The sequence below is a fragment of the Streptomyces sp. NPDC022910 genome, from assembly GCF_055561075.1.
The window spans coordinates 13,186-33,873 of sequence record NZ_JBVHHL010000030.1 but is presented as its reverse complement, the minus strand read 5'-3'; the positions used below and the strand labels follow the sequence as shown (position 1 = coordinate 33,873).

Annotated in this window: 19 protein-coding genes and 4 pseudogenes; 7 read left to right on the top strand and 16 right to left on the bottom strand. The window is 71.6% G+C overall.

The genetic code is table 11. The features are described from left to right. Positions 1–139: 139 nt before the first annotated feature. The 11 genes from ACZ3TS_RS26030 to ACZ3TS_RS25980 form a co-directional block, all read right to left on the bottom strand. Positions 140–1,474 carry a sulfate adenylyltransferase subunit 1 gene (locus ACZ3TS_RS26030; RefSeq protein ID WP_467622246.1) on the bottom strand — a complete coding sequence of 445 codons (1,335 nt, stop codon included), beginning with the start codon at positions 1,472–1,474 and terminating at the stop codon, positions 140–142. 2 nt (positions 1,475–1,476) lie between these two features. Continuing rightward, the gene (cysD, locus tag ACZ3TS_RS26025; protein ID WP_467622243.1) at positions 1,477–2,415 is read right to left on the bottom strand and encodes a sulfate adenylyltransferase subunit CysD; all 939 of its coding nucleotides are present in this window, start codon (positions 2,413–2,415) and stop codon (positions 1,477–1,479) included. Beyond that, positions 2,412–2,972 carry an adenylyl-sulfate kinase gene (cysC, locus tag ACZ3TS_RS26020; RefSeq protein ID WP_467622241.1) on the bottom strand — a complete coding sequence of 187 codons (561 nt, stop codon included), beginning with the start codon at positions 2,970–2,972 and terminating at the stop codon, positions 2,412–2,414. The genes cysD and cysC overlap by 4 nt, the downstream gene beginning before the upstream one ends. Positions 2,973–2,974: 2 nt before the next feature. Next, positions 2,975–3,694, bottom strand: coding sequence for a phosphoadenylyl-sulfate reductase (locus ACZ3TS_RS26015; RefSeq protein WP_467622238.1), 720 nt, complete (start codon positions 3,692–3,694; stop codon positions 2,975–2,977). After that, a complete protein-coding gene (locus tag ACZ3TS_RS26010; protein ID WP_467622235.1) occupies positions 3,691–3,876 on the bottom strand; it encodes a hypothetical protein in 186 nt (61 codons plus the stop codon). Before ACZ3TS_RS26010 ends, ACZ3TS_RS26015 begins: the two co-directional genes overlap by 4 nt. Beyond that, on the bottom strand, positions 3,873–5,564 hold the full coding sequence (locus tag ACZ3TS_RS26005) for a nitrite/sulfite reductase (protein ID WP_467622233.1): 1,692 nt from the start codon (positions 5,562–5,564) through the stop codon (positions 3,873–3,875). Before ACZ3TS_RS26005 ends, ACZ3TS_RS26010 begins: the two co-directional genes overlap by 4 nt. A 123-nt stretch (positions 5,565–5,687) precedes the next feature. Then, complete coding sequence (locus ACZ3TS_RS26000) at positions 5,688–5,771, bottom strand: putative leader peptide (protein ID WP_309486338.1); 84 nt, start codon at positions 5,769–5,771, stop codon at positions 5,688–5,690. A 127-nt stretch (positions 5,772–5,898) separates the two neighbouring features. Beyond that, positions 5,899–6,471 carry a GNAT family N-acetyltransferase gene (locus ACZ3TS_RS25995; RefSeq protein ID WP_467622230.1) on the bottom strand — a complete coding sequence of 191 codons (573 nt, stop codon included), beginning with the start codon at positions 6,469–6,471 and terminating at the stop codon, positions 5,899–5,901. Positions 6,472–6,533: 62 nt separating this feature from the next. Beyond that, the gene (locus ACZ3TS_RS25990) at positions 6,534–7,922 is read right to left on the bottom strand and encodes a hypothetical protein (protein WP_467622228.1); all 1,389 of its coding nucleotides are present in this window, start codon (positions 7,920–7,922) and stop codon (positions 6,534–6,536) included. Between the two features lie 149 nt (positions 7,923–8,071). Continuing rightward, entirely contained in the window at positions 8,072–9,430 is a 1,359-nt protein-coding gene (locus ACZ3TS_RS25985; RefSeq protein ID WP_467622225.1) for a GAF domain-containing protein, read from the bottom strand. 389 nt (positions 9,431–9,819) lie between these two features. Then, positions 9,820–11,484: an acyl-CoA dehydrogenase family protein gene (locus ACZ3TS_RS25980; RefSeq protein WP_467622222.1), complete on the bottom strand. Its 1,665-nt coding sequence runs from the start codon at positions 11,482–11,484 to the stop codon at positions 9,820–9,822. A gap of 123 nt (positions 11,485–11,607) precedes the next feature. Between ACZ3TS_RS25980 and ACZ3TS_RS25975 the strand changes: the two genes are divergently transcribed. The 3 genes and pseudogenes from ACZ3TS_RS25975 (at position 11,608) to ACZ3TS_RS25965 (ending at position 14,505) form a co-directional block, all read left to right on the top strand. Beyond that, positions 11,608–12,750: a YihY/virulence factor BrkB family protein gene (locus tag ACZ3TS_RS25975; RefSeq protein ID WP_467622219.1), complete on the top strand. Its 1,143-nt coding sequence runs from the start codon at positions 11,608–11,610 to the stop codon at positions 12,748–12,750. A 110-nt stretch (positions 12,751–12,860) separates the two neighbouring features. Further along, positions 12,861–13,798 (top strand): annotated as a pseudogene (locus tag ACZ3TS_RS25970) (AraC family transcriptional regulator). A gap of 20 nt (positions 13,799–13,818) precedes the next feature. Continuing rightward, complete coding sequence (locus ACZ3TS_RS25965; protein WP_467622217.1) at positions 13,819–14,505, top strand: helix-turn-helix domain-containing protein; 687 nt, start codon at positions 13,819–13,821, stop codon at positions 14,503–14,505. On the opposite strand, the gene ACZ3TS_RS25960 is transcribed toward ACZ3TS_RS25965, so the two are convergent. Next, the gene (locus ACZ3TS_RS25960; protein ID WP_467622214.1) at positions 14,488–14,889 is read right to left on the bottom strand and encodes a VOC family protein; all 402 of its coding nucleotides are present in this window, start codon (positions 14,887–14,889) and stop codon (positions 14,488–14,490) included. The two genes, ACZ3TS_RS25965 and ACZ3TS_RS25960, sit on opposite strands and share 18 nt — an antisense overlap. Positions 14,890–14,982: 93 nt before the next feature. Between ACZ3TS_RS25960 and ACZ3TS_RS25955 the strand changes: the two genes are divergently transcribed. Together ACZ3TS_RS25955 and ACZ3TS_RS25950 are read left to right on the top strand one after the other, a co-directional pair. After that, positions 14,983–15,639: a ThuA domain-containing protein gene (locus ACZ3TS_RS25955; RefSeq protein WP_467622212.1), complete on the top strand. Its 657-nt coding sequence runs from the start codon at positions 14,983–14,985 to the stop codon at positions 15,637–15,639. A 109-nt stretch (positions 15,640–15,748) separates the two neighbouring features. Continuing rightward, positions 15,749–17,374, top strand: a complete 1,626-nt coding sequence (locus ACZ3TS_RS25950) for a carboxylesterase/lipase family protein (RefSeq protein WP_467622209.1) — start codon at positions 15,749–15,751, stop codon at positions 17,372–17,374. A gap of 43 nt (positions 17,375–17,417) precedes the next feature. Here the strand turns inward: ACZ3TS_RS25950 and mmuM are convergent, their stop codons facing one another. Then, entirely contained in the window at positions 17,418–18,356 is a 939-nt protein-coding gene (gene mmuM, locus ACZ3TS_RS25945) for a homocysteine S-methyltransferase (protein ID WP_467622206.1), read from the bottom strand. A gap of 525 nt (positions 18,357–18,881) precedes the next feature. Next, a pseudogene (locus tag ACZ3TS_RS25940) lies at positions 18,882–19,055 on the bottom strand (autotransporter); the annotation flags it as partial. Positions 19,056–19,089: 34 nt separating this feature from the next. Here ACZ3TS_RS25940 and ACZ3TS_RS25935 point away from each other — a divergent pair. Further along, positions 19,090–19,307: pseudogene (locus ACZ3TS_RS25935) on the top strand (beta-xylosidase); the annotation flags it as partial. Positions 19,308–19,589: 282 nt separating this feature from the next. Continuing rightward, positions 19,590–19,769 (top strand): annotated as a pseudogene (locus tag ACZ3TS_RS25930) (hypothetical protein); the annotation flags it as partial. 6 nt (positions 19,770–19,775) lie between these two features. Here the strand turns inward: ACZ3TS_RS25930 and ACZ3TS_RS25925 are convergent. Both ACZ3TS_RS25925 and ACZ3TS_RS25920 read right to left on the bottom strand, forming a co-directional pair. Then, the gene (locus ACZ3TS_RS25925; RefSeq protein ID WP_467622204.1) at positions 19,776–20,363 is read right to left on the bottom strand and encodes a TetR-like C-terminal domain-containing protein; all 588 of its coding nucleotides are present in this window, start codon (positions 20,361–20,363) and stop codon (positions 19,776–19,778) included. Between the two features lie 5 nt (positions 20,364–20,368). After that, positions 20,369–20,566, bottom strand: a complete 198-nt coding sequence (locus ACZ3TS_RS25920) for a DUF397 domain-containing protein (RefSeq protein WP_467622201.1) — start codon at positions 20,564–20,566, stop codon at positions 20,369–20,371. Between the last annotated feature and the right edge of the window lie 122 nt (positions 20,567–20,688).

Below are 20,688 nucleotides of genomic sequence, written 5' to 3'. Positions count from 1 at the left end.
GGGGGACGGGGCGCGCAGGCAGTGCGCGTACGTCAGCGCCCACATCGCGTCACTCCGCCCTGCCCGCTGCCGAGGGCGCCGCTGCCGACGCGGCCGCCCTCCTTCGCGAACGTCGAGTAGAAGCAGGTGGTGGTCATGATCAGAAGTCCCACCCGGCGTCGTCGGCCTCGTCCTTCACCGGTTCGGGCGCGGCGAACGACTCGCCGACCATGCCCGCGGTGAGGGTGGTGCCGTCGGCCGGGTCGATCAGGATGAACGAGCCCGTGCGGCGGGAGTCCGCGTAGGAGTCCACCGGCAGCGGCTCGGCGGTACGGATCTTCACGCGGCCGATGTCGTTGGCGACGAGTCGTCCCGGGTGCGGGTGCAGGGACAGGTCGTCGAGCGTGAGACGGGACGGTATGTCCTTGACGATCGCCTTCACCGTGCGGGTGCCGTGCTTGAGCAGCACGCGGTGGCCGACGGTCAGCGGCTGGTCGGCCACGTGGCAGACGGTCGCCTCGATGTCCTGGGTGGTCGCGGGCGCGTCCTTGCTGGGCACGATCAGGTCGCCGCGCGAGATGTCGATGTCGTCCTCCAGCAGGAGGGTCACCGACTGGGTGGTCCAGGCGACGTCGACCGGCTCGCCCAGCAGGTCGATGCCGGAGATCCGCGAGGTGCGGCCCGAGGGCAGCACGGTGACCGCTTCGCCGACGCGGAACGAACCGGCGGCGATCTGGCCCGCGTAGCCCCGGTAGTCGGGGTGCTCGGCGGTCTGCGGCCGGATCACGTACTGCACGGGAAGCCGGGCGTGGCAGTGGCTCAGGTCGTGGCTGACCGGGACCGTCTCCAGGTGCTCCAGGACGGTGGGGCCGCCGTACCAGTCCATGTTCGCGGACGGCTCCACCACGTTGTCGCCGGCCAGCGCCGAGATCGGGATCGCGGTGACCTCCGGGACGCCCAGTTCGGTCGCATACGCCGTGAACTCCTCGGCGATCGCGGCGAACACGGGCTCCTGGTAGTCGACCAGGTCCATCTTGTTGACCGCGAGCACCACGTGGGGGACCCGGAGGAGCGCTGCGATCGCGGCGTGCCGGCGGGTCTGCTCGACGACGCCGTTGCGGGCGTCGACGAGGATCACCGTCAGCTCGGCCGTGGAGGCACCCGTCACCATGTTGCGGGTGTACTGCACATGGCCGGGGGTGTCGGCCAGGATGAACCGGCGCCGGGGCGTGGCGAAGTAGCGGTACGCCACGTCGATCGTGATGCCCTGCTCGCGCTCGGCCCGCAGGCCGTCCGTCAGCAGTGCGAGGTCCGGAGTGTCCTGGCCGCGGTTGCGTGAGGCGTGCTCCACGGCCTCCAGCTGGTCGGCGAGAATCGACTTGGAGTCGTGCAGCAGCCGTCCGACGAGCGTGGACTTGCCGTCGTCGACGGAGCCGGCGGTGGCGAACCGCAGCAAGGTGGTGGCCGAGAGCTCCTCGGTCGTGGTCGTGCTCATGCTTAGAAGTACCCCTCGCGCTTGCGGTCTTCCATCGCGGCCTCGGAGAGCTTGTCGTCGGCGCGCGTGGCGCCGCGCTCGGTCAGCCGGGACGCGGCGATCTCGGCGATGACGGCGTCCAGCGTGGTCGCGTCGGAGTCGACGGCACCCGTGCAGGACATGTCACCGACGGTCCGGTAACGGATGAGGCGCTTCTCGACGGTCTCCCCGTCCTTGGGTCCGCCCCACTCGCCCGCCGTCAGCCACATGCCGCCCCGCTGGAACACCTCGCGCTCGTGGGCGAAGTAGATCTCCGGCAGTTCGATGCCCTCATGGGCGATGTACTGCCAGACGTCCAGCTCGGTCCAGTTGGAGAGCGGGAAGACGCGGACGTGCTCGCCGGGCCCGTGCCGCCCGTTGTACAGGTTCCACAGCTCGGGCCGCTGACGGCGCGGGTCCCACTGCGAGAACTCGTCCCGCAGGGAGAACACCCGCTCCTTGGCGCGGGCCTTCTCCTCGTCGCGGCGGCCGCCACCGAAGACGGCGTCGAACTTCTCGTTCTGGATCTTCTCGGTCAGCGGCAGCGTCTGCAGCGGGTTGCGGGTGCCGTCCGGGCGCTCCTTGAGGAGTCCGCGGTCGATGTAGTCCTGGACGGACGCGACGTGCAGGCGCAGGTTGTGCCGCGCCACCGTACGGTCGCGATACTCGATGACCTCGGGGAAGTTGTGCCCGGTGTCCACGTGCAGCAGCGTGAAGGGGACGGCCGCGGGGGCGAACGCCTTCACTGCCAGGTGCAGCATGACGATGGAGTCCTTGCCGCCGGAGAAGAGGATCACCGGCCGTTCGAACTCGCCCGCCACCTCGCGGAAGATGTGCACCGCCTCGGACTCCAGCGCGTCCAGGTGGCTGAGGGCGTACGGGCTGCCCGTGCCCTCCTCGGCCTCGGCGACGGTGGTCGTCATGCCAGTCCCCTTTCGCTGAGCAGCGCGTACACCGCCGCCGCGGACTCCTGCACGGTCTGGTTCTGGGACTCGATCCGCAGATCGGGAGACTCGGGCTCCTCGTACGGGTCGTCGACGCCCGTCAGGCCCTTCAGCTCGCCCGCGGCCTGCTTGGCGTACAGACCCTTCACATCGCGTACGGAGCACACCTCGAGGGGGGTGGCCACGTGCACCTCGATATACGGCGCCCCACTCTCCTGATGACGCTTGCGCACCGCCTCCCGGCTGTCCGCGTACGGTGCGATCACCGGGACGAGCGCCTTGACGCCGTTGCGGGCGAGCAGATCGGCGAGGAAGCCGATGCGCTGCACGTTCGTGTGCCGGTCCGCGCGGGTGAAGCTGAGCCCCGCCGAGATGAACTCGCGGATCTCGTCGCCGTCGAGCACCTCGACCCGGTGGCCCTCCTCGCGCAGGCGGCCGGCCAGCTCGTACGCAATGGTGGTCTTGCCGGCGCTCGGCAGACCCGTGAGCCAGACGGTGGCTCCGGTCGTCACGTGTGTCTCCTGAGTCTCTGTCATGGTCAGCCGTGCAGCCCGCATTCGGTCTTGGCACGGCCCGCCCAGCGGCCGGCGCGCGCGTCCTCGCCCGCCAGGACCCGGCGGGTGCAGGGCGCGCAGCCCACGGAGGCGTAGCCGTCCATGAGCAGGGGGTTGGTGAGGACGCCGTGTTCGGCGACGTACGCGTCCACGTCGTCCTGGGTCCAGCGGGCGATCGGCGAGATCTTGACCTTCTGGCGCTTCTCGTCCCAGCCGACGACCGGGGTGTTCGCCCGGGTCGGGGACTCGTCGCGGCGCAGCCCGGTAGCCCAGGCGTCGTAGCCGGTCAGGCCCTCCTCCAGCGGCTGGACCTTGCGCAGCCTGCAGCACAGGTCGGGGTCGCGGTCATGCAGCCTGGGGCCGTACTGGGCGTCCTGCTCGGCGACCGTCTGGCGCGGGGTGAGTGTGATGACGTTGACGTCCATCACGGCCTCGACCGCGTCGCGCGTGCCGATGGTCTCCGGGAAGTGGTAGCCGGTGTCGAGGAACACCACGTCGACTTTGGCGCCGCCCGGCATCGCGCGGGAGGCGAGGTGCGCGACCACCGCGTCCTCCATGGAGGAGGTCACGCAGAAGCGCTTGCCGAAGGTGTCGGCCGCCCACTGGAGAATCTCCAGCGCGGAGGCTTCCTCCAGGTCACGGCCCGCCTGCTCGGCGAGCGCCTTGAGGTCGTCGGTGCTGCGCTCTTCCTGAGTCGTCGTCATGTCCTGGTCCCTCCCGTGTCGTCGCGCTGAAGCCCCCGGGCCAGCAGACCCAGGAACTTCAGCTGGAAGGCTCGATTGCACGCCCCGCATTCCCACGCGCCTGCCCCACTCTCGGCTCCGCTCGGACGCAGGTCCTCGTCTCCGCAGTAGGGGCAGTAGAAGGGCGCCGCGCGCTCGCTCACGACAACGCCTCCTCGGAAGCACGGGCCGTCCACGTCGCGAATCGCTCGCCCTCTTCGCGCTCCGCCTGGAACCGCTTGAGGACGCGCTCGACGTAGTCCGGCAGCTCCTCCGATGTCACCTTCAGGCCGCGGACCTTGCGGCCGAAGCCGGCCTCCAGGCCGAGCGCGCCGCCCAGGTGCACCTGGAAGCCCTCCACCTGCTCGCCCTTGTCGTTGAGGACCAGCTGGCCCTTGAGGCCGATGTCCGCGACCTGGATACGGGCGCAGGCGTTGGGGCAGCCGTTGATGTTGATGGTGATCGGCTCGTCGAAGTCCGGGATGCGGCGCTCCAGTTCGTCGATCAGCGAGGAGCCGCGTGCCTTGGTCTCGACGATGGCGAGCTTGCAGTACTCGATGCCGGTGCAGGCCATGGTGCCGCGCCGGAACGGGGAGGGCTTCACCGTGAGGTCGAGGGCCTCCAGGCCCTCGACGAGCGAGTCGACCTGCGACTCCTCCACGTCCAGCACGAGCATCTTCTGTTCGACCGTCGTACGGACGCGGCCCGAGCCGTGCGCCTCGGCGAGGTCCGCGATGTTCGTCAGCGTGGTGCCGTCGACCCGGCCGACGCGCGGAGCGAAGCCGACGTAGAAACGGCCGTCCTTCTGCCGGTGCACACCGACGTGGTCGCGCCAGCGCTCCAGCGGCTGCGCGGGCGCCGGGCCGTCGACGAGCTTCCGCTTCAGGTACTCGTCCTCCAGTACCTGGCGGAACTTCTCCGCACCCCAGTCGGCGACCAGGAACTTCAGCCGGGCGCGGGTGCGCAGCCGCCGGTAGCCGTAGTCGCGGAAGATCGAGATGACGCCCTCGTAGACGTCCGGGACCTCGTCGAGCGAGACCCAGGCGCCGAGGCGTACGCCGATCTTCGGGTTGGTGGACAGACCCCCGCCGACCCACAGGTCGAAACCGGGGCCGTGCTCGGGGTGGTCGACACCGACGAAGGCGATGTCGTTGATCTCGTGCGCCACGTCGAGGAGGGGCGAACCGGAGATCGCGGACTTGAACTTGCGCGGCAGGTTGGAGAAGGCCTTGTTGCCGATGATCCGGCGGTTGACCTCCTCGATGGCCGGCGTGCCGTCGATGATCTCGTCCTCGGCGATACCGGCGACGGGGGAGCCGAGGATCACGCGGGGCGTGTCACCGCAGGCCTCGGTCGTGGACAGCCCGACGGCCTCCAGCCGGTTCCAGATCTCGGGCACGTCCTCGATCCGGATCCAGTGGTACTGGACGTTCTGCCGGTCGGTGATGTCGGCGGTACCGCGTGCGAACTCCTGCGAGATCTCACCGATGACGCGCAGCTGCCGTGTGGTCAGGCGGCCGCCGTCGATACGGACGCGCAGCATGAAGTACTTGTCGTCCAGTTCCTCCGGCTCCAGGATCGCGGTCTTGCCGCCGTCGATCCCGGGCTTGCGCTGGGTGTAGAGGCCCCACCAGCGCATCCGCCCGCGCAGGTCGTTGGGATCGATGGAGTCGAAGCCTCGCTTGGAGTAGATCGTCTCAATACGTGTCCGCACATTGAGACCGTCGTCGTCCTTCTTGAACTGTTCGTTGCCGTTGAGCGGGGTGAAGTGACCCACAGCCCACTGACCCTCACCACGGTGACGGCTCACCTTGCGGCGGGGCGTGGCGGGGTTCTGCGGGATGGCAGCCATGGTGGGTACGTCCTTCGGGACAGTCAGGGGAGCGGCTCTGACCTGCGCATGCGCGCGCACGCCTGAGGCGTGCGCGTCATTGCGCGATGGTGAAGAGGGAAAACCGGTACGGGCTGGAGGCTCTCAGCTCGCCGGACAGATGGCGCTGGACATGCGGCCGAGATCGACGTGCCGTCGACTCACCAAGGCGATTCCAGTTCCAGACATGACGGAAGCGTGTCACGGCGTTCTGGACGCAGTCCAGCTTCGTCCATCATGCGGACATCCTTGTCCCGGAATGCGGGACGGTGGTGTCGTCGGTCACATGGCCGGGGAAGTGCCGTGTCCCCGCAGGTCAGGCAGGACAAGCCCCGGGCCAGGGGCCTGGCGTGGGCACCTCGGGCTCCTCCTCGACCTTGGTGTCGAAGAGCTTGAACCCCCGGCGCAGATAGTTGTCCATCGCGTGTTCGCCGTCCTTGCTGCATGTATGCAGCCACACCCGCTTCGTCGGCGCCAGCCCCGGCCAGCGGTCCGCGAGGTCCCATGCGCGGGCGGCGCCGTACGACAGCAGATGCCCGCCGATCCGCCGGCCCCGGAACGCCGGGACGAGGCCGAAGTAGACGATCTCCACGGCACCCTCGTCCTGCGGCTCCAGCTCCACGTACCCCGCGGGCGTCCCCCGGTCGTAGGCGACCCACGTCTCCACGCCCCGCCGGTTCAGGTACTCCTGCCACTGCGCGTACGTCCAGCCGAGCCGGTCGGTCCACCGGATGTCGCCGCCGACCGACGCGTACAGGAAGCGGCTGAACTCCGGCGACGGCACGTCGGCGCGGACGACGCGGACATCGCCTTCGGGAGCCGTCGCGGGCAGCACATCCGCCGGGGACGTCTGCTCCAGGGACCACGTGGTCACGGTGAGGGTGCTCATGCGGTCAGGGAATCACGCAGCCGCGCGGTACGACAAAGGGGTTCCGGTCCGCGGGCCGCGCCCTACTCCAGCGCGTCGTCCACGGAGGTCAGCGGCACCGCGTACAGCACCCGGCCCCCGGCCGGTCCGATCCCCTGGCCCTGGTCACCGCTCGCTGCCCCCTCCGTCAGCGTCCACAGCTCGCCGGTCTGCGGCCAGTACGACAGGGAGGCGGTGTGGCGGCCCCAGCACGCCTGGGTCTCGTCGGCCGCGCACATGGCCGCCTTGGCTCCGGAGGTGTTCTGCCGCCAGAGCGTGCCGTGCCGGCCGGCGACGGTGGGCGCGAGGTCGACGTACCAGTCGGCCCGGGACGCCCCGCTGTGCCGGTACGAGAGCACGCCCCGGACCCCGTTCGCGTCCGTCTCGTACGCCTCGCTCACCGCGGCGTCGCCGTGCTTGTCGGTGGCGAGCAGACCGCCGTGGCCGGGCACGGTGCTGAAGGCGTAGCGCCACACCCGGGCAGCCGAACCGGTGCTCCCGGGAGGGAACCGCTCGCCCGCCACCAGGCTGTCCGGGGCCGAGGTGCGGTCGAGCGAGAGGGCCGAGAAGCAGGGGACCGCGCGGTCGTCAGCCGTGGAACAGGGGCCGCCGGTCAGGCGGTAGGAGCCGACGGTCGGCAGCACGTACCGGTAGCCGTGCGCGGCGTAGCCGCCGTCGACCCGGCCGATCGCGGGGCTGTCGACGCTCGTCTTCAGGATGCGGTGGAGGTCGAAGACCAGCAGGGAGTCGCGGGAGGTGACGAAGAGCTTGTCCTGGTACCAGACCATGCCGGACAGGCCGGTGCGGACGGCGCTGAAGTCCTTGCCGCCCGCGCGCGGGGCGACCAGCAGGGCCCAGCGGTAGGCGAGGCGGGCCGGGTCGTTCGCGTCGATGAAGGCGATCCGGGCGAGACCCCGGTCCGCGGCCGACTCACCGGAACGGCGGTCGTTGTGCGTCCAGCCCGACAGGATGACGCGGTGGGTCCCCCAGCGGCCGTCGTCGGTGCCGTCCCCGGAGGTGGTGACGGACCGGGGCAGCCACCGGGTGGTCGTCGCGTCTTCGTCGTCCCAGCAGTACGCGCGCGTGGCGGCCGGCTTCACGGGCAGCGCGGCCGTCTCTGCGGCGTCGCACGCGGACCGGTCGCGCATGGTGCGGTCCGCGGACGCGAGGACGCCGCTGACGCCGACATTGCCCCCCATCGAGCGGGTGAGTGTGTCCAGGGTGGAGCGGTCGGTGAGGTCCTCGTGGAGGCGGAACTTCGTCGTCTCGGCCGCGGCGGTGACACGGGTCAGACTCCCGGGGTTGTTCCCGCCCGCGGCCTGCGAGGTGCTGATCAGCGTGGCGGCAGCGGTGAGCGCCAGCGCGGTCCCGGCCAGCGTGGCCCGCAGCGCGCGACCCCTGCGCCTGCGGCGATGCCTGCCACGGTGCTTCATACAACCTCCCGGCATGGGCCAACTGCTCCTCGTGGTCCGGACATTGACGTGAGGAACAGGTGGGGCAGCCTGTGGGAGGGATGCTACGGCAGGCGGGCGCCGGGCCGGTCGAAGACCCGGGAATTGCAGGGTTATCCCCACCGTCGGGGCTAAACCTCGGGGCGGGGGACGAGCGGGAGAGGGAGCGGGGAGCCGCTCGTAGGACCGGGGTACGGCTCGAGTCCGCCGGGACCGCTCCGGGCTCGCAGCACTCCCGGCGCCATCGAGTGCGGCAGCAGGTCGCGTGGGTCGGCCGGGGTCAGCAACTTCACTTCCGCCGAGTCGCAGAAACGATACGGCCGGTGTTCCAGGAAGACCCCCAGGTACCTGCGTACCCGGGACATCTCCGCGCGGATCGTGACCGTGCGGGCCGGGTCGCCGAACACGTCGGCCGCGAGGGCCGCGGCCGTGCGGCCCGCGCGGTTCAGTGCCAGCAGGTAGAGCAACTCGGCATGCCGGGGACTCAGTTCATGGGTCCAGGAACCTGTGTCGCCCGACACCGTCACCGACGAGCGGCGCGGATGCGCGACATCCAGGACGATACGCGTGATGCGCGCGGGAGCGGGCGCGTCCGCGACGCGGATCAACCAGCCGCCCGGCAGCGGCTCCACCATGCACGGGCCCAGCGCCGGCAGCAGACAACGGCCGGGCGAGAACGACGCGGGCAGGGCGACCCGGCCGGTGTACGGCATCCCTGCCACCGCTGCCGTCCAGCCGTCCGTGTCGACCACCAGCGCCCGTCCGCCGAGCTTGGCCAGCAGCGGCGCAGCCACCGCACGCAGCCGCTCCAACGAGGTCAGATGGACCTCTCGCAGCCGCGCCTCCGCGAGCTTGGCCACCGCGTCCACCCACGCGAGCGTCGCCGGATGCATCGTCTCGAGCGGGCCGCTGATGTCCACGATCCCGATCAGCCGGCCGTCGCGCGGGTCGGTGATCGGGGCGCCCGTGCACGTCCACGACGCATGCGAGCGTACGAAGTGCTCGGACGCGAACACCTGCACAGGACGCCGGGTCACCGCCGGGGTGCCCACGCCGTTCGTGCCGACGACCCCCTCGCCCCAGTCGGCGCCCGGTTCGAAGCCCAACCCGTCCGCCTTGCGCAGCACCGGCGAGCTGCCCTCGCGCCACAGCACCCGCCCGTCCGCGTCGGCGACGATCATGATGTGCTGCGCGACATCCGCGACCGACAACAGACCCTCACGCAGCACCGGCAGTACCTGCCGCAGCGGCGACTCCTGGCGGCGCCGCTCGATCTCGTCACGGCCCAGCAGATCGGCCCGGAAGTCGTGGTCGGGATCGACGCCGCTGCGCAGCATGCGCCCCCACGACGCCTCGATCACCGGTCGCGGCTGGACGGGGGCGCGCTGCCCCGAGAGCGTGGCGTCGCGTACTTCGCTGAGCACACGCGCCGCCTGTGCGGCGTCCAGGGTGGCGAGCCGCGTGACATCCTTCTTCGCCGAGTGCGCCACTGGAACCTCCCCCAAGGTCGTCCGTTCCGTCAGTGGTTTCCGGCCAGGAACACCCGGATCCGTGGTGACGGTGGCTCTCATACTGCCGTCTGCCCGTGACGGAGAGCTGCACTCCCACAACAGTGAGCCGCAAGTTGCAACCTCTTGCAACCCTGGCGAACGGCCCAGCGGTGATTGAAACTTGTGCAACGCCGCTCCGGCGGCGTCCGTGCTCCTTGAACGGGGCCAGAAGGAGCGGGGGTGGTGCCGTGTCGGCGCAGCACCACCCCCGCGACACGCGCCCCGGGGGAGCGCGTGACGTCACGGGCTGGGGGGAGGGAGCCCGTGACGTGCGGGCCGGAGCGGCCACCCACCTCGGGGCCGGCGCGCCCGTGGCATCGTACGCGGCGTCAGGCGACCGGCCGCGCCCGCCCGACCACTGTGCCCAGATCCAGACCGTGCGGCAGGGTGCCGAAGGCCGAGCCCCAGTCGCCGCCGAGCCGGGAGGCGCAGAAGGCGTCGGCGACCTCCGGCGGCGCGTAACGGACGAGCAGCGAACCCTGGAGTACCAGCGCGATCCGTTCCACCAAGCGGCGTGCCCGTCCCTCGATGCCCTCCAGGTCGGCGAGTTCGGTGAGCAGGTTCTTGATCGCGCCGTCCAGACGGTGGTCCGCGCCGCGCGCCCGGCCGACCTCCTGGAGGTAGGCGTTGAGGGCCCCCGGTTCGCGCTGGAGCGCACGCAGAACGTCGAGCGCCTGCACGTTGCCCGCGCCTTCCCAGATGGAGTTGAGCGGCGACTCGCGCAGCAGCCTGGGCATGCCCCACTCCTCGACGTAGCCGTTGCCCCCGAGGCACTCCGACGCCTCCGCCACCAGCGGGGTGCACCGCTTGGTCACCCAGTACTTCGCGGCCGGCACCGCGAGCCTGAGGAACGCCCGCTCCTGCTCGCTCCCGTCGTCGTACGCCGCCGCGAGCCGCAGCGCCAGGACCGTCGCCGCCTCCGACTCCAGGGCGAGGTCGGCCAGCACATTGCGCATCAGGGGCTTGTCGACGAGCTTTCCGCCGAACGCCTCCCGGTAGGTGCAGTGGTGGATCGCCTGCGCCACCGCCTGCCGCATCAGCGACGCCGAGCCGAGGACGCAGTCGAGCCTCGTGGCCGCCACCATCTCGATGATGGTGCGCACGCCCCGCCCCTCCTCGCCGACCCGGCGCGCCCAGGTGCCGTCGAACTCGACCTCGCTGGAGGCGTTGGACCGGTTGCCGAGCTTGTCCTTGAGCCGCTGGATCAGGAAGACGTTCCGGGTGTCGTCCTCCAGCACGCGGGGGACGAGGAAACAGGTCAGGCCTCCCCCGTCGCCTTCGGCACGGGAGGTACCCCCAGGCGCCTGCGCCAGCACCAGGAACGCATCCGACATGGGCGCCGAGCAGAACCACTTGTGACCCGTCAGCTCGTATGTGCCGTCCTCGGCGAGCGGCCGCGCCCTGGTCGTGTTGGCGCGCACGTCGCTGCCGCCCTGCTTCTCGGTCATGCCCATGCCGAAGAGGACACCGGCTTTCTGTGCCGCGGGGCGCAGACCCTGGTCGTAGATCGTGGAGGTCAGCCGCGGCTCCCACTCTGCGGCCAGCGCGGGGTCCGTGCGCAGGGCGGGCACGGCGGCGTGGGTCATCGACAGCGGGCAGCCGTTGCCCGCCTCGACCTGCGTCCAGATCACGAACGCGGCCGCGCGGCGCACGTGCCCGCCCGGGCGCGGCCAGGCCGCGGTCAGCCCCGCGGCCACGCCCTTGCCGAGCAGCCGGTGCCAGGCCGGATGGAACTCGACCTCGTCGATGCGGTTGCCGTAGCGGTCATGGGTCCGCAGCTTCGGCGGGTACTCGTTGGCCTGCGCCCCCCATTCCTGCACCTGGGCGGAGCCGGCGCTCCGCCCCAGCCCCGACAGTTCGTCGCGGGCCTCGTCCACAAGCGCGGGGTCCAGATGCCGCTCGACGGCCTCCACGAGGGCGCGGTCGGCGGTGAAGACGTCATATCCGACCAGTGGCTGAGCCTGGTTGGTCACGGTGTGCGTGGTGGCTGCCATGGCCCGAACCTACCCCTCAGTACGCCCCGGGTCACCCACATCGCCGAGGCGGGCGCCACAGACCCTTCGGGCCCGCCCCACCAGGAGATGAGCGTGGACACCGGCGGCGGATACGGTTAAGACGTGCAGTCAGCAGCAAGAGAGAACCCCGAGCGGCCGTCCGGCCGACTCCATCGGGCGCGTGCCCTCTACCGGAACGTCTCCAAGCGCAGGACCGCCTGGCTTTTGCTGAAGGACACGGTCAACTCGTGCATGGAGTACCGGATCCTCGGGCTCGCGGCCGAGGCGGCGTTCTTCACGCTGCTGTCGGTGCCGCCGCTGCTGCTGAGCCTCATCGGGCTGCTGGGCTACGTCGACGACTGGACCGGTGCCGACACCATCCAGAGCCTGGAGAACAACCTCCTGGAGGCGTCCCGTACGGTCCTTTCCGACAAGGGCGTCACGGAGATCGCCCAGCCGATCCTGCACGATGTGATGAAGGGCGGCCGCCCCGACGTCATCTCCATCGGCTTCCTGTTCGCCCTGTGGTCGGGGTCGCGGGCGGTGAACGTCTTCATCGACACGATCACGGTGATGTACGGCCTCGACGGCACCCGGGGCATCGTCAAGACACGGCTGCTCGCCTTCGTCCTCTTCATCGTGGCGCTGCTGATCGGCTCGGTCGCCCTGCCCCTGATGGTGGCCGGTCCCGACGCGGTGGTGAACATCGTGCCTTGGTCGACGACGGTGGTGCAGGTCCTGTACTGGCCGGTGGTCGTCGTCCTGTCGATCGTGTTCCTGACGACGCTGTACCACGTGTCCGTGCCCGTGCGGTCGCCGTGGGTGGAGGACGTACCCGGGGCCCTGGTGGCCCTCGCGATGTGGGTGCTCGGGTCCTTCCTGCTGCGCATCTACCTGACCCAGACCATCGAGGGACCGACGATCTACGGTTCACTGGCCGCGCCCGTGGCCGTGCTGCTGTGGATCGGTGTGTCTGCCTTCGCGGTCCTTGTGGGCGCCGCCGTCAACGCGGCGATCGACCGGGTCTGGCCGGCCGCGGCCACGGCGGCGGCCCGCGCCGAGAACGAGCGGCTGCGGCAGGAGCAGGCCGCGGAGTACGTGGCCCGAGCCGCCGCCCGCGCGGCCGACCCCGACGACCCGGACATGCCCTCCGAGTTCCCGGAACGCTGGTCACGCTTCCTGCCCCCGGAGGACGTCACATCGCGCCTGCGGGCACATGCGCGCAGCGCCCATCCGCCGCAGAAGGGCGACGACTCGGGGGAGTAGAGGCGGTCACGCCGCCCGCACGTTCAGCCCGGCCGCGCGCGGCCTCGGCTACCCGATGCCCGTTCGCCCCTTCGCCCGTTCGCCCCGAGGCACCCGCCTACGCTGTCGCCATGGACGCACTCGCAGGCCTCCTGGAGGGCCCCCGCGCGCGGGGCGCCTTCATGATCCGGGCGTGCTTCGACCCGCCGTGGGCCGTGCGGGTCGAGGACCGGGCTCCGCTGACGGTGATGCTCATGGTCCGCGGGGACGCCTGGGTGGTACCGGAGGCGGGGGAGCGGGTGCGGCTGCGGGCGGGGGACCTCGCCATCGTGCGCGGTCCGGCCCCCTACACCTGCGGCGACGACCCGGCGACCGAGCCGCAGGCACTGATCCTGCCGGGAGGCGAGTGCCGCCACCCCGACGGACGCTCCCTGAACGGGGCCATGGACCTGGACGTCCGCACCTGGGGCGACCGTTTCGACGGTTCGACGGTCATGCTCATCGGCACCTACTTGATTTGGAGGGCGAGATCAGTGGCCGGCTCCTGAACGCCCTGCCTCCGCTGCTCTCCCTCACCCCCGAGGTGTGGGACTGCCCGCTCACCCCGATCCTCATGGACGAGGTCGTGCGCGACCGACCGGGCCAGGAGGTCGTCCTGGACCGGCTCCTGGACCTGCTGGTCATCGCCGCGCTGCGAGCCTGGTTCTCCCGGCCGGAGGCGGAGGCGCCCGCCTGGTACCGGGCGCTCGCCGACCCGGTCGTCGGCCGGGTGCTGCGGCTCGCGCAGGCCGACCCCGCGCGCCCTTGGACGGTGGCGTCGCTCGCGGCCGCGGCCGGGGTGTCCCGGGCCGCGCTCGCCCGCCGGTTCAGCGAGCTGGTGGGGGAGCCGCCGATGGCCTACCTGACCGGCTGGCGGCTGGCCCTCGCCGCCGACCGGCTGAGGGACACCGAGGACACCCTCGACACGGTCGCCCGCCAGGTCGGGTACGGCAGCGCGTTCGCCCCGTCGAGCGCCTTCAAGGGGGTGTACGGCATCAGCCCACAGGAGTACCGGACGCGGACGGTGTAGGCGGGCGTAGCCTGGCGTGCGTGTACGTGGAGAGGCCGTCACGGCTGACCGGCGCGGTGGTGTGGAAGCGCACCCTTGAGGACCGCGTCGTCCGGCCGGTCCTGCCCGACGGCTGCATGGACCTGTTGTGGACCGAGGGCAGGCTCCTGGTCGCTGGTCCCGACACACGCCCGTACCACCCCGGGGGCGCGCCCCGTCGCTGGGCGGGCGTCCGCTTCCAGCCCGGCACCGCACCGGCCCTCCTTGGCGTTCCGGCCTATGAACTGCGTGATCGACGCGTCGAGTTGGCGGATCTGTGGCCCGCCGCACGGGTGCGCAGGCTGACCGGGCGCGTGGAGGCCGCCGCCGATCCCGCGACCGCGCTCGAGGAGATCGCGCTGGACCGGGCCGTGCGCTCTGCGCCCCCCGACCCGCTGCTCGGTGCGGTGGTCGCGGCGCTGGACGCGGGCCGCTCGGTCGCCGCCACCGCCGACGAACTCGGCCTGGGCACACGTCAGTTGCACCGCCGCTCACTCGCCGCGTTCGGGTACGGGCCGAAGACCCTGGCCCGTGTGCTGCGATTGCAGCGGGCGCTCGTGCTGGCGCGGTCCGGGATGCCCTTCGCCGAGACCGCGGCCCGCGCGGGCTTCGCGGACCAGGCTCATCTGGCGCGGGACGTACGCGCGTTGGCGGGGATGCCGCTGGGCGACCTACTGGCCCGCGGATAGGTCCGCGAACAGGTCGACGCCGTTGCCGTCCGGGTCGTGCACGACCGCGTACCGCATCCCCCACACGGCGTCCCACGGCTTGAGTTCGCCGTGGTACCCGGCGCCCACCAGGCCCTCGTAGACGCTGTCCACCTCGGCGGGGGAGCCGCACCGGAAGGCGAGCGAGACCCGGCCGCCCCCGGTCGGCGCCTGCCAGCCGGCGTGGAAGCAACGGACAGTCTCCTCGGTGTCCAGGGCGAGCCGCAGCCCGCCGGGCAGCCCGGCCTCGACATGCGGCTGCTCCTCGGCACCCTCGGGGAAGACGAGCCCGAGGCGACGGTAGAAGGCGAGGGACGCGGCCAGGTCGGAGACGACCAGACCGATCACATCGAATCGTGGAGTCATACGGCCACCGTAGGCAGACGGCCGGGGCCGGGTCTTGAACGAATCGGACGCGCGGGCGTCGGGACAGGTCGGCCGTGCCCTTAGTCTCAGGCCATGGCCTTCCGCGTCCTCGTGTACACCCGCACCACCGGCTACCGCCACGACTCCATCCCGGACGCCGTCGCCGCCGTGCGCACCCTCGGGGCAGCGCACGGCTTCGAGGCCGACGCCACCGAGGACCCCGGCGCCTTCGAGACTCCGCTGGACGCGTACGCGGCCGTCCTCTTCCTGTCCACCAGCGGTGAGGTTCTCACACCGCGGGGCCGCACCCGGCTCGAGGCGTACCTGCGCGGCGGCGGCGGTTTCGTCGGCGTGCACGCGGCCGCGTGCACCGAGTACGACTGGCCGTACTACGGCGAGATGCTGGGCACCTGGTTCACCCGGCACCCCGCGTACCAGCCGGGCAAGGCGGTCGTCGAGGACCACGACCATCCGGCGACCAGGCACCTGCCCGCCGTCTGGGAGTTCACGGACGAGTGGTACGACTTCCGGGCCAGCCCGCGCGGGTCGGTGCGCGTGCTCGCCTCCGCGGACGAATCCTCGTACGAGGGCGGCGGGATGGGCGAGGACCACCCGCTCGTGTGGTGCCGCGAGCAGGGCGCCGGCCGGTTGTTCTACACGGCGCTCGGACACGCCTCCGAGGCGTACGAGGACCCGGACTTCCGTGCCCATCTCCTGGGCGGCATCCGGTGGGCCGCTCAGCTGCCGTAGGGCGGCGGTGGCAGGACACGCCGCCCACCCCGTAGGACCGAGCCGCGCGCCTGGGTAGTGATGTGATGCGGTGAGACGGGCAGCCCCCGGCGTGTGAGGAGAGAGCCGTATGGAGCGTGCGGACGAGGTGGCCGTGAATCCGGCGAGCGCGTCGGACCCCGTGGTCCGCACCCCCTACGGAGCCGTGCGCGGCCGGTACGAGCAAGGCGTAGCCGTCTTCCGCGGCATCCCCTTCGCCGCCCCGCCCTTCGGCCCGCACCGCTTCCGGCCGCCCGTGCCGCCCGAGCCCTGGGACGGGGTGCGGGACGCGGGCGCGTTCGGGCCGACGCCGCCCAAGCCGCCGTACTCGGAGGCCTTCGCCCGCTATCTCTCCGATCCGGTCGTCGCCGGGGACGACTGCCTCAACCTCAATGTGTGGACGCCGGATCCGAGCCCCGGCGCCCGGCTCCCGGTGATGGTGTGGGTGCACGGCGGTGCCCTGACCCGCGGCTCCTCCGCCGTGCCCGTCTACGGCGGCAGCGCCTTCGCCCGCGACGGCGTCGTCCTCGTCTCCTTCAACTACCGCCTGGGCGTGGAGGGCTACGGGCTCTTCCCGGACGCCCCGCCCAACCCCGGGCTGCGCGACCAGCTCGCCGCGCTGGAATGGGTGCACGGCGCCGTCGCCGCGTTCGGCGGCGATCCTGATCGGGTGACCGTCTTCGGTGAGTCCGCAGGTGCGATCAGCATCGGCGCCCTGCTGGCGAGTCCGCGCACCCGGGGGCTGTTCCAGCGGGCGGTGCTGCAGAGCGGGCCGCCGGAGTCGACGGACCGGGACCGGGTCCGGCGTCTGGTGCGGCGCATGGCCACGAGGCTGAAGGTGCCGGCGACGGCGGCCGCGTTCGCCCAGGTGGACCGCACCCTGCTGGCCGACACCCAGGCGGAGGTGGGCCGCCGGGCCAGTCCGATCCTCGGCGGGCCCGCCTTCGGTATCGTCGTCGACGGTGACCTGGTGCCCCGCGACCCGCTGGAGGCACTGCTGGACGGTGCCGCCCCGGACGTCCCCCTGCTCATGGGCTGGACCAGCGAGGAGCACCGGCTGTGGCTCGCGCCGACCGGGCTGACCGACCGTATCGACAGACTGGGCGCGGTCGCCATGGCCGGTGCGATGGCCCGCTGCCACTGCGGCCCCGACGTCCCCCGCGGCTACCGCAACGCCCGTCCGGACGCCCCCATCTCCGACCTGGTGGGCCACATGGTCACGGACTATCTGCTCCGCCATCCCTTGCACCGCCTGGCCGAGTTCCGTGCGGGCGAGGGCCACGCGCCCTCCTATGTCTACGAGTTCGCCTGGCGCTCGGGCCTGCCCGGCCTCGGTGCCTGCCACGCCCTCGAACTGGGCTTCGTCTTCGACAGCGCCGGCGTGCCGGAAGCGGAGAAACTGGCCGGGCCCGACGCGCCCCGCGAACTCGCGCACGAAATGCACACCGCCTGGGTGCGCTTCGCCACGGACGGCGACCCGGGCTGGCCCGCGTGGGACGCCTCGCACCCGGTACGGATCTTCGGCGGCGACGGGGACCCGGTCGTGCATGGCCCCCGGGACACGGAGATGGAGCTGTGGGAGGCCGCACTCATGCCACAGGAGACCGCCGCCGCGCCGGGCGCCGGGAGCGGTTCGCTGCTGCGGGGGGCCGCGCCCTTGTCTGCGGTGCGACGCCTGCGGCGGCCCGGTGGTGTGCGTCGCAGCGACGCGGGGTGAGACCGCCGGGCGGATCTCCGGGACCGTCGCGCGCCCGAAGCGATCAGGCGGACGCCGGGGCCGCCCGAAGCGTCTCGGCGATCGACGCGATCGCCTCCGGACCCACCCGGCAGCACCCGCCGATCAGCCGCGCTCCGGCATCGCGCCAGCCCGTGACCTGGCCGGTGGTGAACGTGCTGCGGCCGTCCCAGGCACGTGCCCGGGCATCCCAGGTCTCGCCGCTGTTCGGGTAGACCACCACGGGTTTGCCCGTCACGCGCGCGGCCGTCTCGACCGCGGCGTCCACGTCCTGAGGCGCGCAGCAGTTGACGCCCACCGCGATCACCTCGTCCGCGTCGGCGGCCAGGGCGAACGCCTCCTCCAGTGGCTGTCCCGCGCGCGTACGGTCGCCGAAGACGGTGTACGACAGCCAGGCCGGGACACCGAGCCCGGACACCGCGCGCAGCAGCGCCGCCGCCTCGTTCGCGTCGGGGACCGTCTCCATGGCCAGCACGTCGGGTCCGGCCGCGGCCAGCGCCTCCAGGCGGGGACGGTGGAAGGCCTCCAGCTCGGCGACCGTGAGGCCGTAGCGGCCCCGGTACTCGGAGCCGTCCGCGAGCATCGCCCCGTACGGCCCGACGGACGCCGCCACCCACAGAGGCCGGGTGGCACCCTTGGCCCGCGCCCGCTCCGCCGCCTCGCGCGCCAGGTCCACGCTCAGGGCGAGGAGTCCGGCCGCCCGCTCGCGGTCGATGCCACGCCCCGCGAAGCCTTCGAACGTCGCCTGGTAGCTGGACGTGATCGCCACGTCCGCGCCCGCCTCGAAGTACGCGAGGTGCGCCTCGACGATCGCCTCCGGGCGCTCCGCGAGCAGCCGCGCCGACCACAGCTCGTCGCTCAGGTCGTGCCCGGCCGACTCGAGCTGGTTCGACATACCGCCGTCGAGGACGAGCGTTCCGGTGGCGAGGGCCTCGGCGAGCGCGGGAGTGGTGTTGCTGGTCATGCCATCAAGCCAATCGACGGGCGGGTGGACACCCGGGGGTGTCCGGTACGTGGGCGAGTACCCGAGACGCAGGAGGGAGGCGGTTGTCATGATAAATCGACCAGCATATGGAATGCGCCCGGCCGGTCCGGTGCGCGATCTGATCGTCGCAGCGTTCGTCTGGCTGCCGGTCCCGGACGACGACCGGTTAACCTGCGCGCGGCCCGGGAGACCGCCGGGGCGGCCGGCTCGGCGCGGAGCGCCCGCGGGCGGCGCCTTGTCCGCCGATGCCGGCCGCCGCGCGGACCACGGGCCTCGATCCTCAAATGGCCTCAGGCGCCGTCACCTTCACACGTCGCGCGGTGAATAATGGACCGCCCTGCGTCCGTGACAGCGTTCAGGGTGGTCGCAGGGGTGGGGGAGTGGGGAGATACAGGTGTCCACCGAGCGGCAGCGGCAGGAGCTGGCCCAGTTCATCCGCAGCCGCCGTGAGCGGCGCAGGTCCGAGGACGTGGGTATTCCGGCCGGTGGCAACAGACGTACCCCACCCAGCGTCACCGGGCCGTTGTAGTCGAAGGTGAGGAGTGACCGCCGGCCGCTCGCCTCATGCAGGTTGATGTACACGGTGTCCTTGGTGCCTGGCATGAAGATCCGGTGTGTGGTCCCGTCCCCCCACCGCACGTTCGCGCCCTCGATGTTGGTACCCCGCTTGTTCACCTGGTGCGGGACGGCCCGCCAGTTGAGAGTGCGTGAGATGAGACGTGCGTACGGGATCCTCCTCGCCCTGTGTCTGGCTCTGGCCGGCGCCCTGGCCGCCGCCGGTCCCGTCCTGGCCGCGGCCCGACCGTCACCAACGGCACACAGTTCAGGGACACGTCGGGCAGCGTGGTCCACGCCCACGGGGGCGGTGTCATCAAGGTCGGCGGCTACTACTACTGGTTCGGCAAGGACCGCAACGCCGACAACACCTTCACGTGACGCCGATGGTGGCGACCGCCGAGCACGTCCGGCTGACAAACGTCCGTCCACGGCGCGACGGTGTACGAGGGTCTGGTGCGCGACGCGCCGGTGGCGCAAGATCTGATACCGGAGGGTCTTTCACGTTGACGGTGGCCCCCTCCCGTGGAGGCCGAGCGCACCAGGCGTACGGCCCCCGCCCACAGCCCCTGGGGCGTCCCGACCGGAACCGGGGCGCCCCAGGTCCGCGTTGCACACTTCGGCGCACCGAAACGACGGGCCCTTACGTTTCGGGTCATGACCGATTCCGTACCGCAAGAGCCCGCCGAGGCCGTCACCGCCATGGTCGACCACGTCCTCGCGCTCGCGGCCACCCGGACCGCCTGGGACGGGAAGCCTCGGCACGTCGACGACCGCGTGTACACCTCGCACAAGGCGATCCGCCGCGTGGCCGACCATCTCATCGACCATCTGGCGCCGGGGTCAGCCATCGTCCTTCTTCTCCTCGCGGGGCCATTGCTGCAACGCCACGTGCAAGGCGTCGACGGCCCTGTCCCAGGACGCCTGTACGTCCCGGGACGCGCCGAAGCCGCCGGTGGCCTCGAGGGCGCAGTAGCCGTGGAAGGTGCTGCGCAGCAGGCGTACGGCGTCGGTGAGGTCGGGTTCGTCGAGACCGTAGGCGCGGAGCATGCCGTAGGTGATCTCGGCGGTGCGGCGCATGGCGGGGGAGTCGGCGACGAGGGACTGGTCCATACGGATCTGGGTGGCCGCATACCGCCCCGGGTGCCGGTGGGCGTACTCCCGGTACGCGCCCGCGAAGGCGGTCAGCGCGTCCTTGCCGGCGCGTCCGGCGACCGCCATGGCGATCCGGTCGATCATCTCGCCGCCCGCGAGCAGAGCGACGCGGGTGCGCAGGTCCTGCAGATTGCTGATGTGCGAGTACAGGCTCGCGTCCTTCACCCCGAAGCGCCGCGCGAGTGCGGACAGCGTGACGTTGTCGAAGCCGACCTCGTCCGCGAGGTCGGCTGCGGCTGCGACGAGGCGCTCCGCGGTGAGACCGGCACGGGCCATGGCGCTCAGAAGCGGTTTCGTCCGTGCGCGGCAAACCCCAGGAACTCCGACGAGGCGGCGGGAGAGAGGGTGAGCTGCGGGCCAGGGGTGTTCTTGGAGTCGCGGATGTGGATGGTGGTGGGGCAGAGGGCTACTGCTACGCAGTCGCCGGAGTCATCGCCGCTGTAGCTGCTCTTGAACCAAGCCGGTTCGGTGGTGGTCATAGCCCCTCGCATCCGTTCCAGCAGGCCCCTGGAATCGCCGTGTGAGCGCAGTTTCGCACAACGCACGTGGAGGGCACTGATCGATTTCGGGTCGTCGATGAACTGGCCGCTCCGCTGCCCTT

Excerpts from the sequence above, each read along its gene's own strand:
- ACZ3TS_RS26030 (WP_467622246.1), bottom strand. The coding sequence starts at position 1,474 with ATGAGCACGACCACGACCGAGGAGCTCTCGGCCACCACCTTGCTGCGG.
- cysD (WP_467622243.1), bottom strand. The coding sequence starts at position 2,415 with ATGACGACCACCGTCGCCGAGGCCGAGGAGGGCACGGGCAGCCCGTAC.
- cysC (WP_467622241.1), bottom strand. The coding sequence starts at position 2,972 with ATGACAGAGACTCAGGAGACACACGTGACGACCGGAGCCACCGTCTGG.
- ACZ3TS_RS26015 (WP_467622238.1), bottom strand. The coding sequence starts at position 3,694 with ATGACGACGACTCAGGAAGAGCGCAGCACCGACGACCTCAAGGCGCTC.
- ACZ3TS_RS26005 (WP_467622233.1), bottom strand. The coding sequence starts at position 5,564 with ATGGCTGCCATCCCGCAGAACCCCGCCACGCCCCGCCGCAAGGTGAGC.
- ACZ3TS_RS26000 (WP_309486338.1), bottom strand. The coding sequence starts at position 5,771 with ATGTCTGGAACTGGAATCGCCTTGGTGAGTCGACGGCACGTCGATCTC.
- ACZ3TS_RS25995 (WP_467622230.1), bottom strand. The coding sequence starts at position 6,471 with ATGAGCACCCTCACCGTGACCACGTGGTCCCTGGAGCAGACGTCCCCG.
- ACZ3TS_RS25990 (WP_467622228.1), bottom strand. The coding sequence starts at position 7,922 with ATGAAGCACCGTGGCAGGCATCGCCGCAGGCGCAGGGGTCGCGCGCTG.
- ACZ3TS_RS25980 (WP_467622222.1), bottom strand. The coding sequence starts at position 11,484 with ATGGCAGCCACCACGCACACCGTGACCAACCAGGCTCAGCCACTGGTC.
- ACZ3TS_RS25960 (WP_467622214.1), bottom strand. The coding sequence starts at position 14,889 with ATGACTCCACGATTCGATGTGATCGGTCTGGTCGTCTCCGACCTGGCC.
- ACZ3TS_RS25955 (WP_467622212.1), top strand. The coding sequence starts at position 14,983 with ATGGCCTTCCGCGTCCTCGTGTACACCCGCACCACCGGCTACCGCCAC.
- ACZ3TS_RS25950 (WP_467622209.1), top strand. The coding sequence starts at position 15,749 with ATGGAGCGTGCGGACGAGGTGGCCGTGAATCCGGCGAGCGCGTCGGAC.
- mmuM (WP_467622206.1), bottom strand. The coding sequence starts at position 18,356 with ATGACCAGCAACACCACTCCCGCGCTCGCCGAGGCCCTCGCCACCGGA.
- ACZ3TS_RS25925 (WP_467622204.1), bottom strand. The coding sequence starts at position 20,363 with ATGGCCCGTGCCGGTCTCACCGCGGAGCGCCTCGTCGCAGCCGCAGCC.
- ACZ3TS_RS25920 (WP_467622201.1), bottom strand. The coding sequence starts at position 20,566 with ATGACCACCACCGAACCGGCTTGGTTCAAGAGCAGCTACAGCGGCGAT.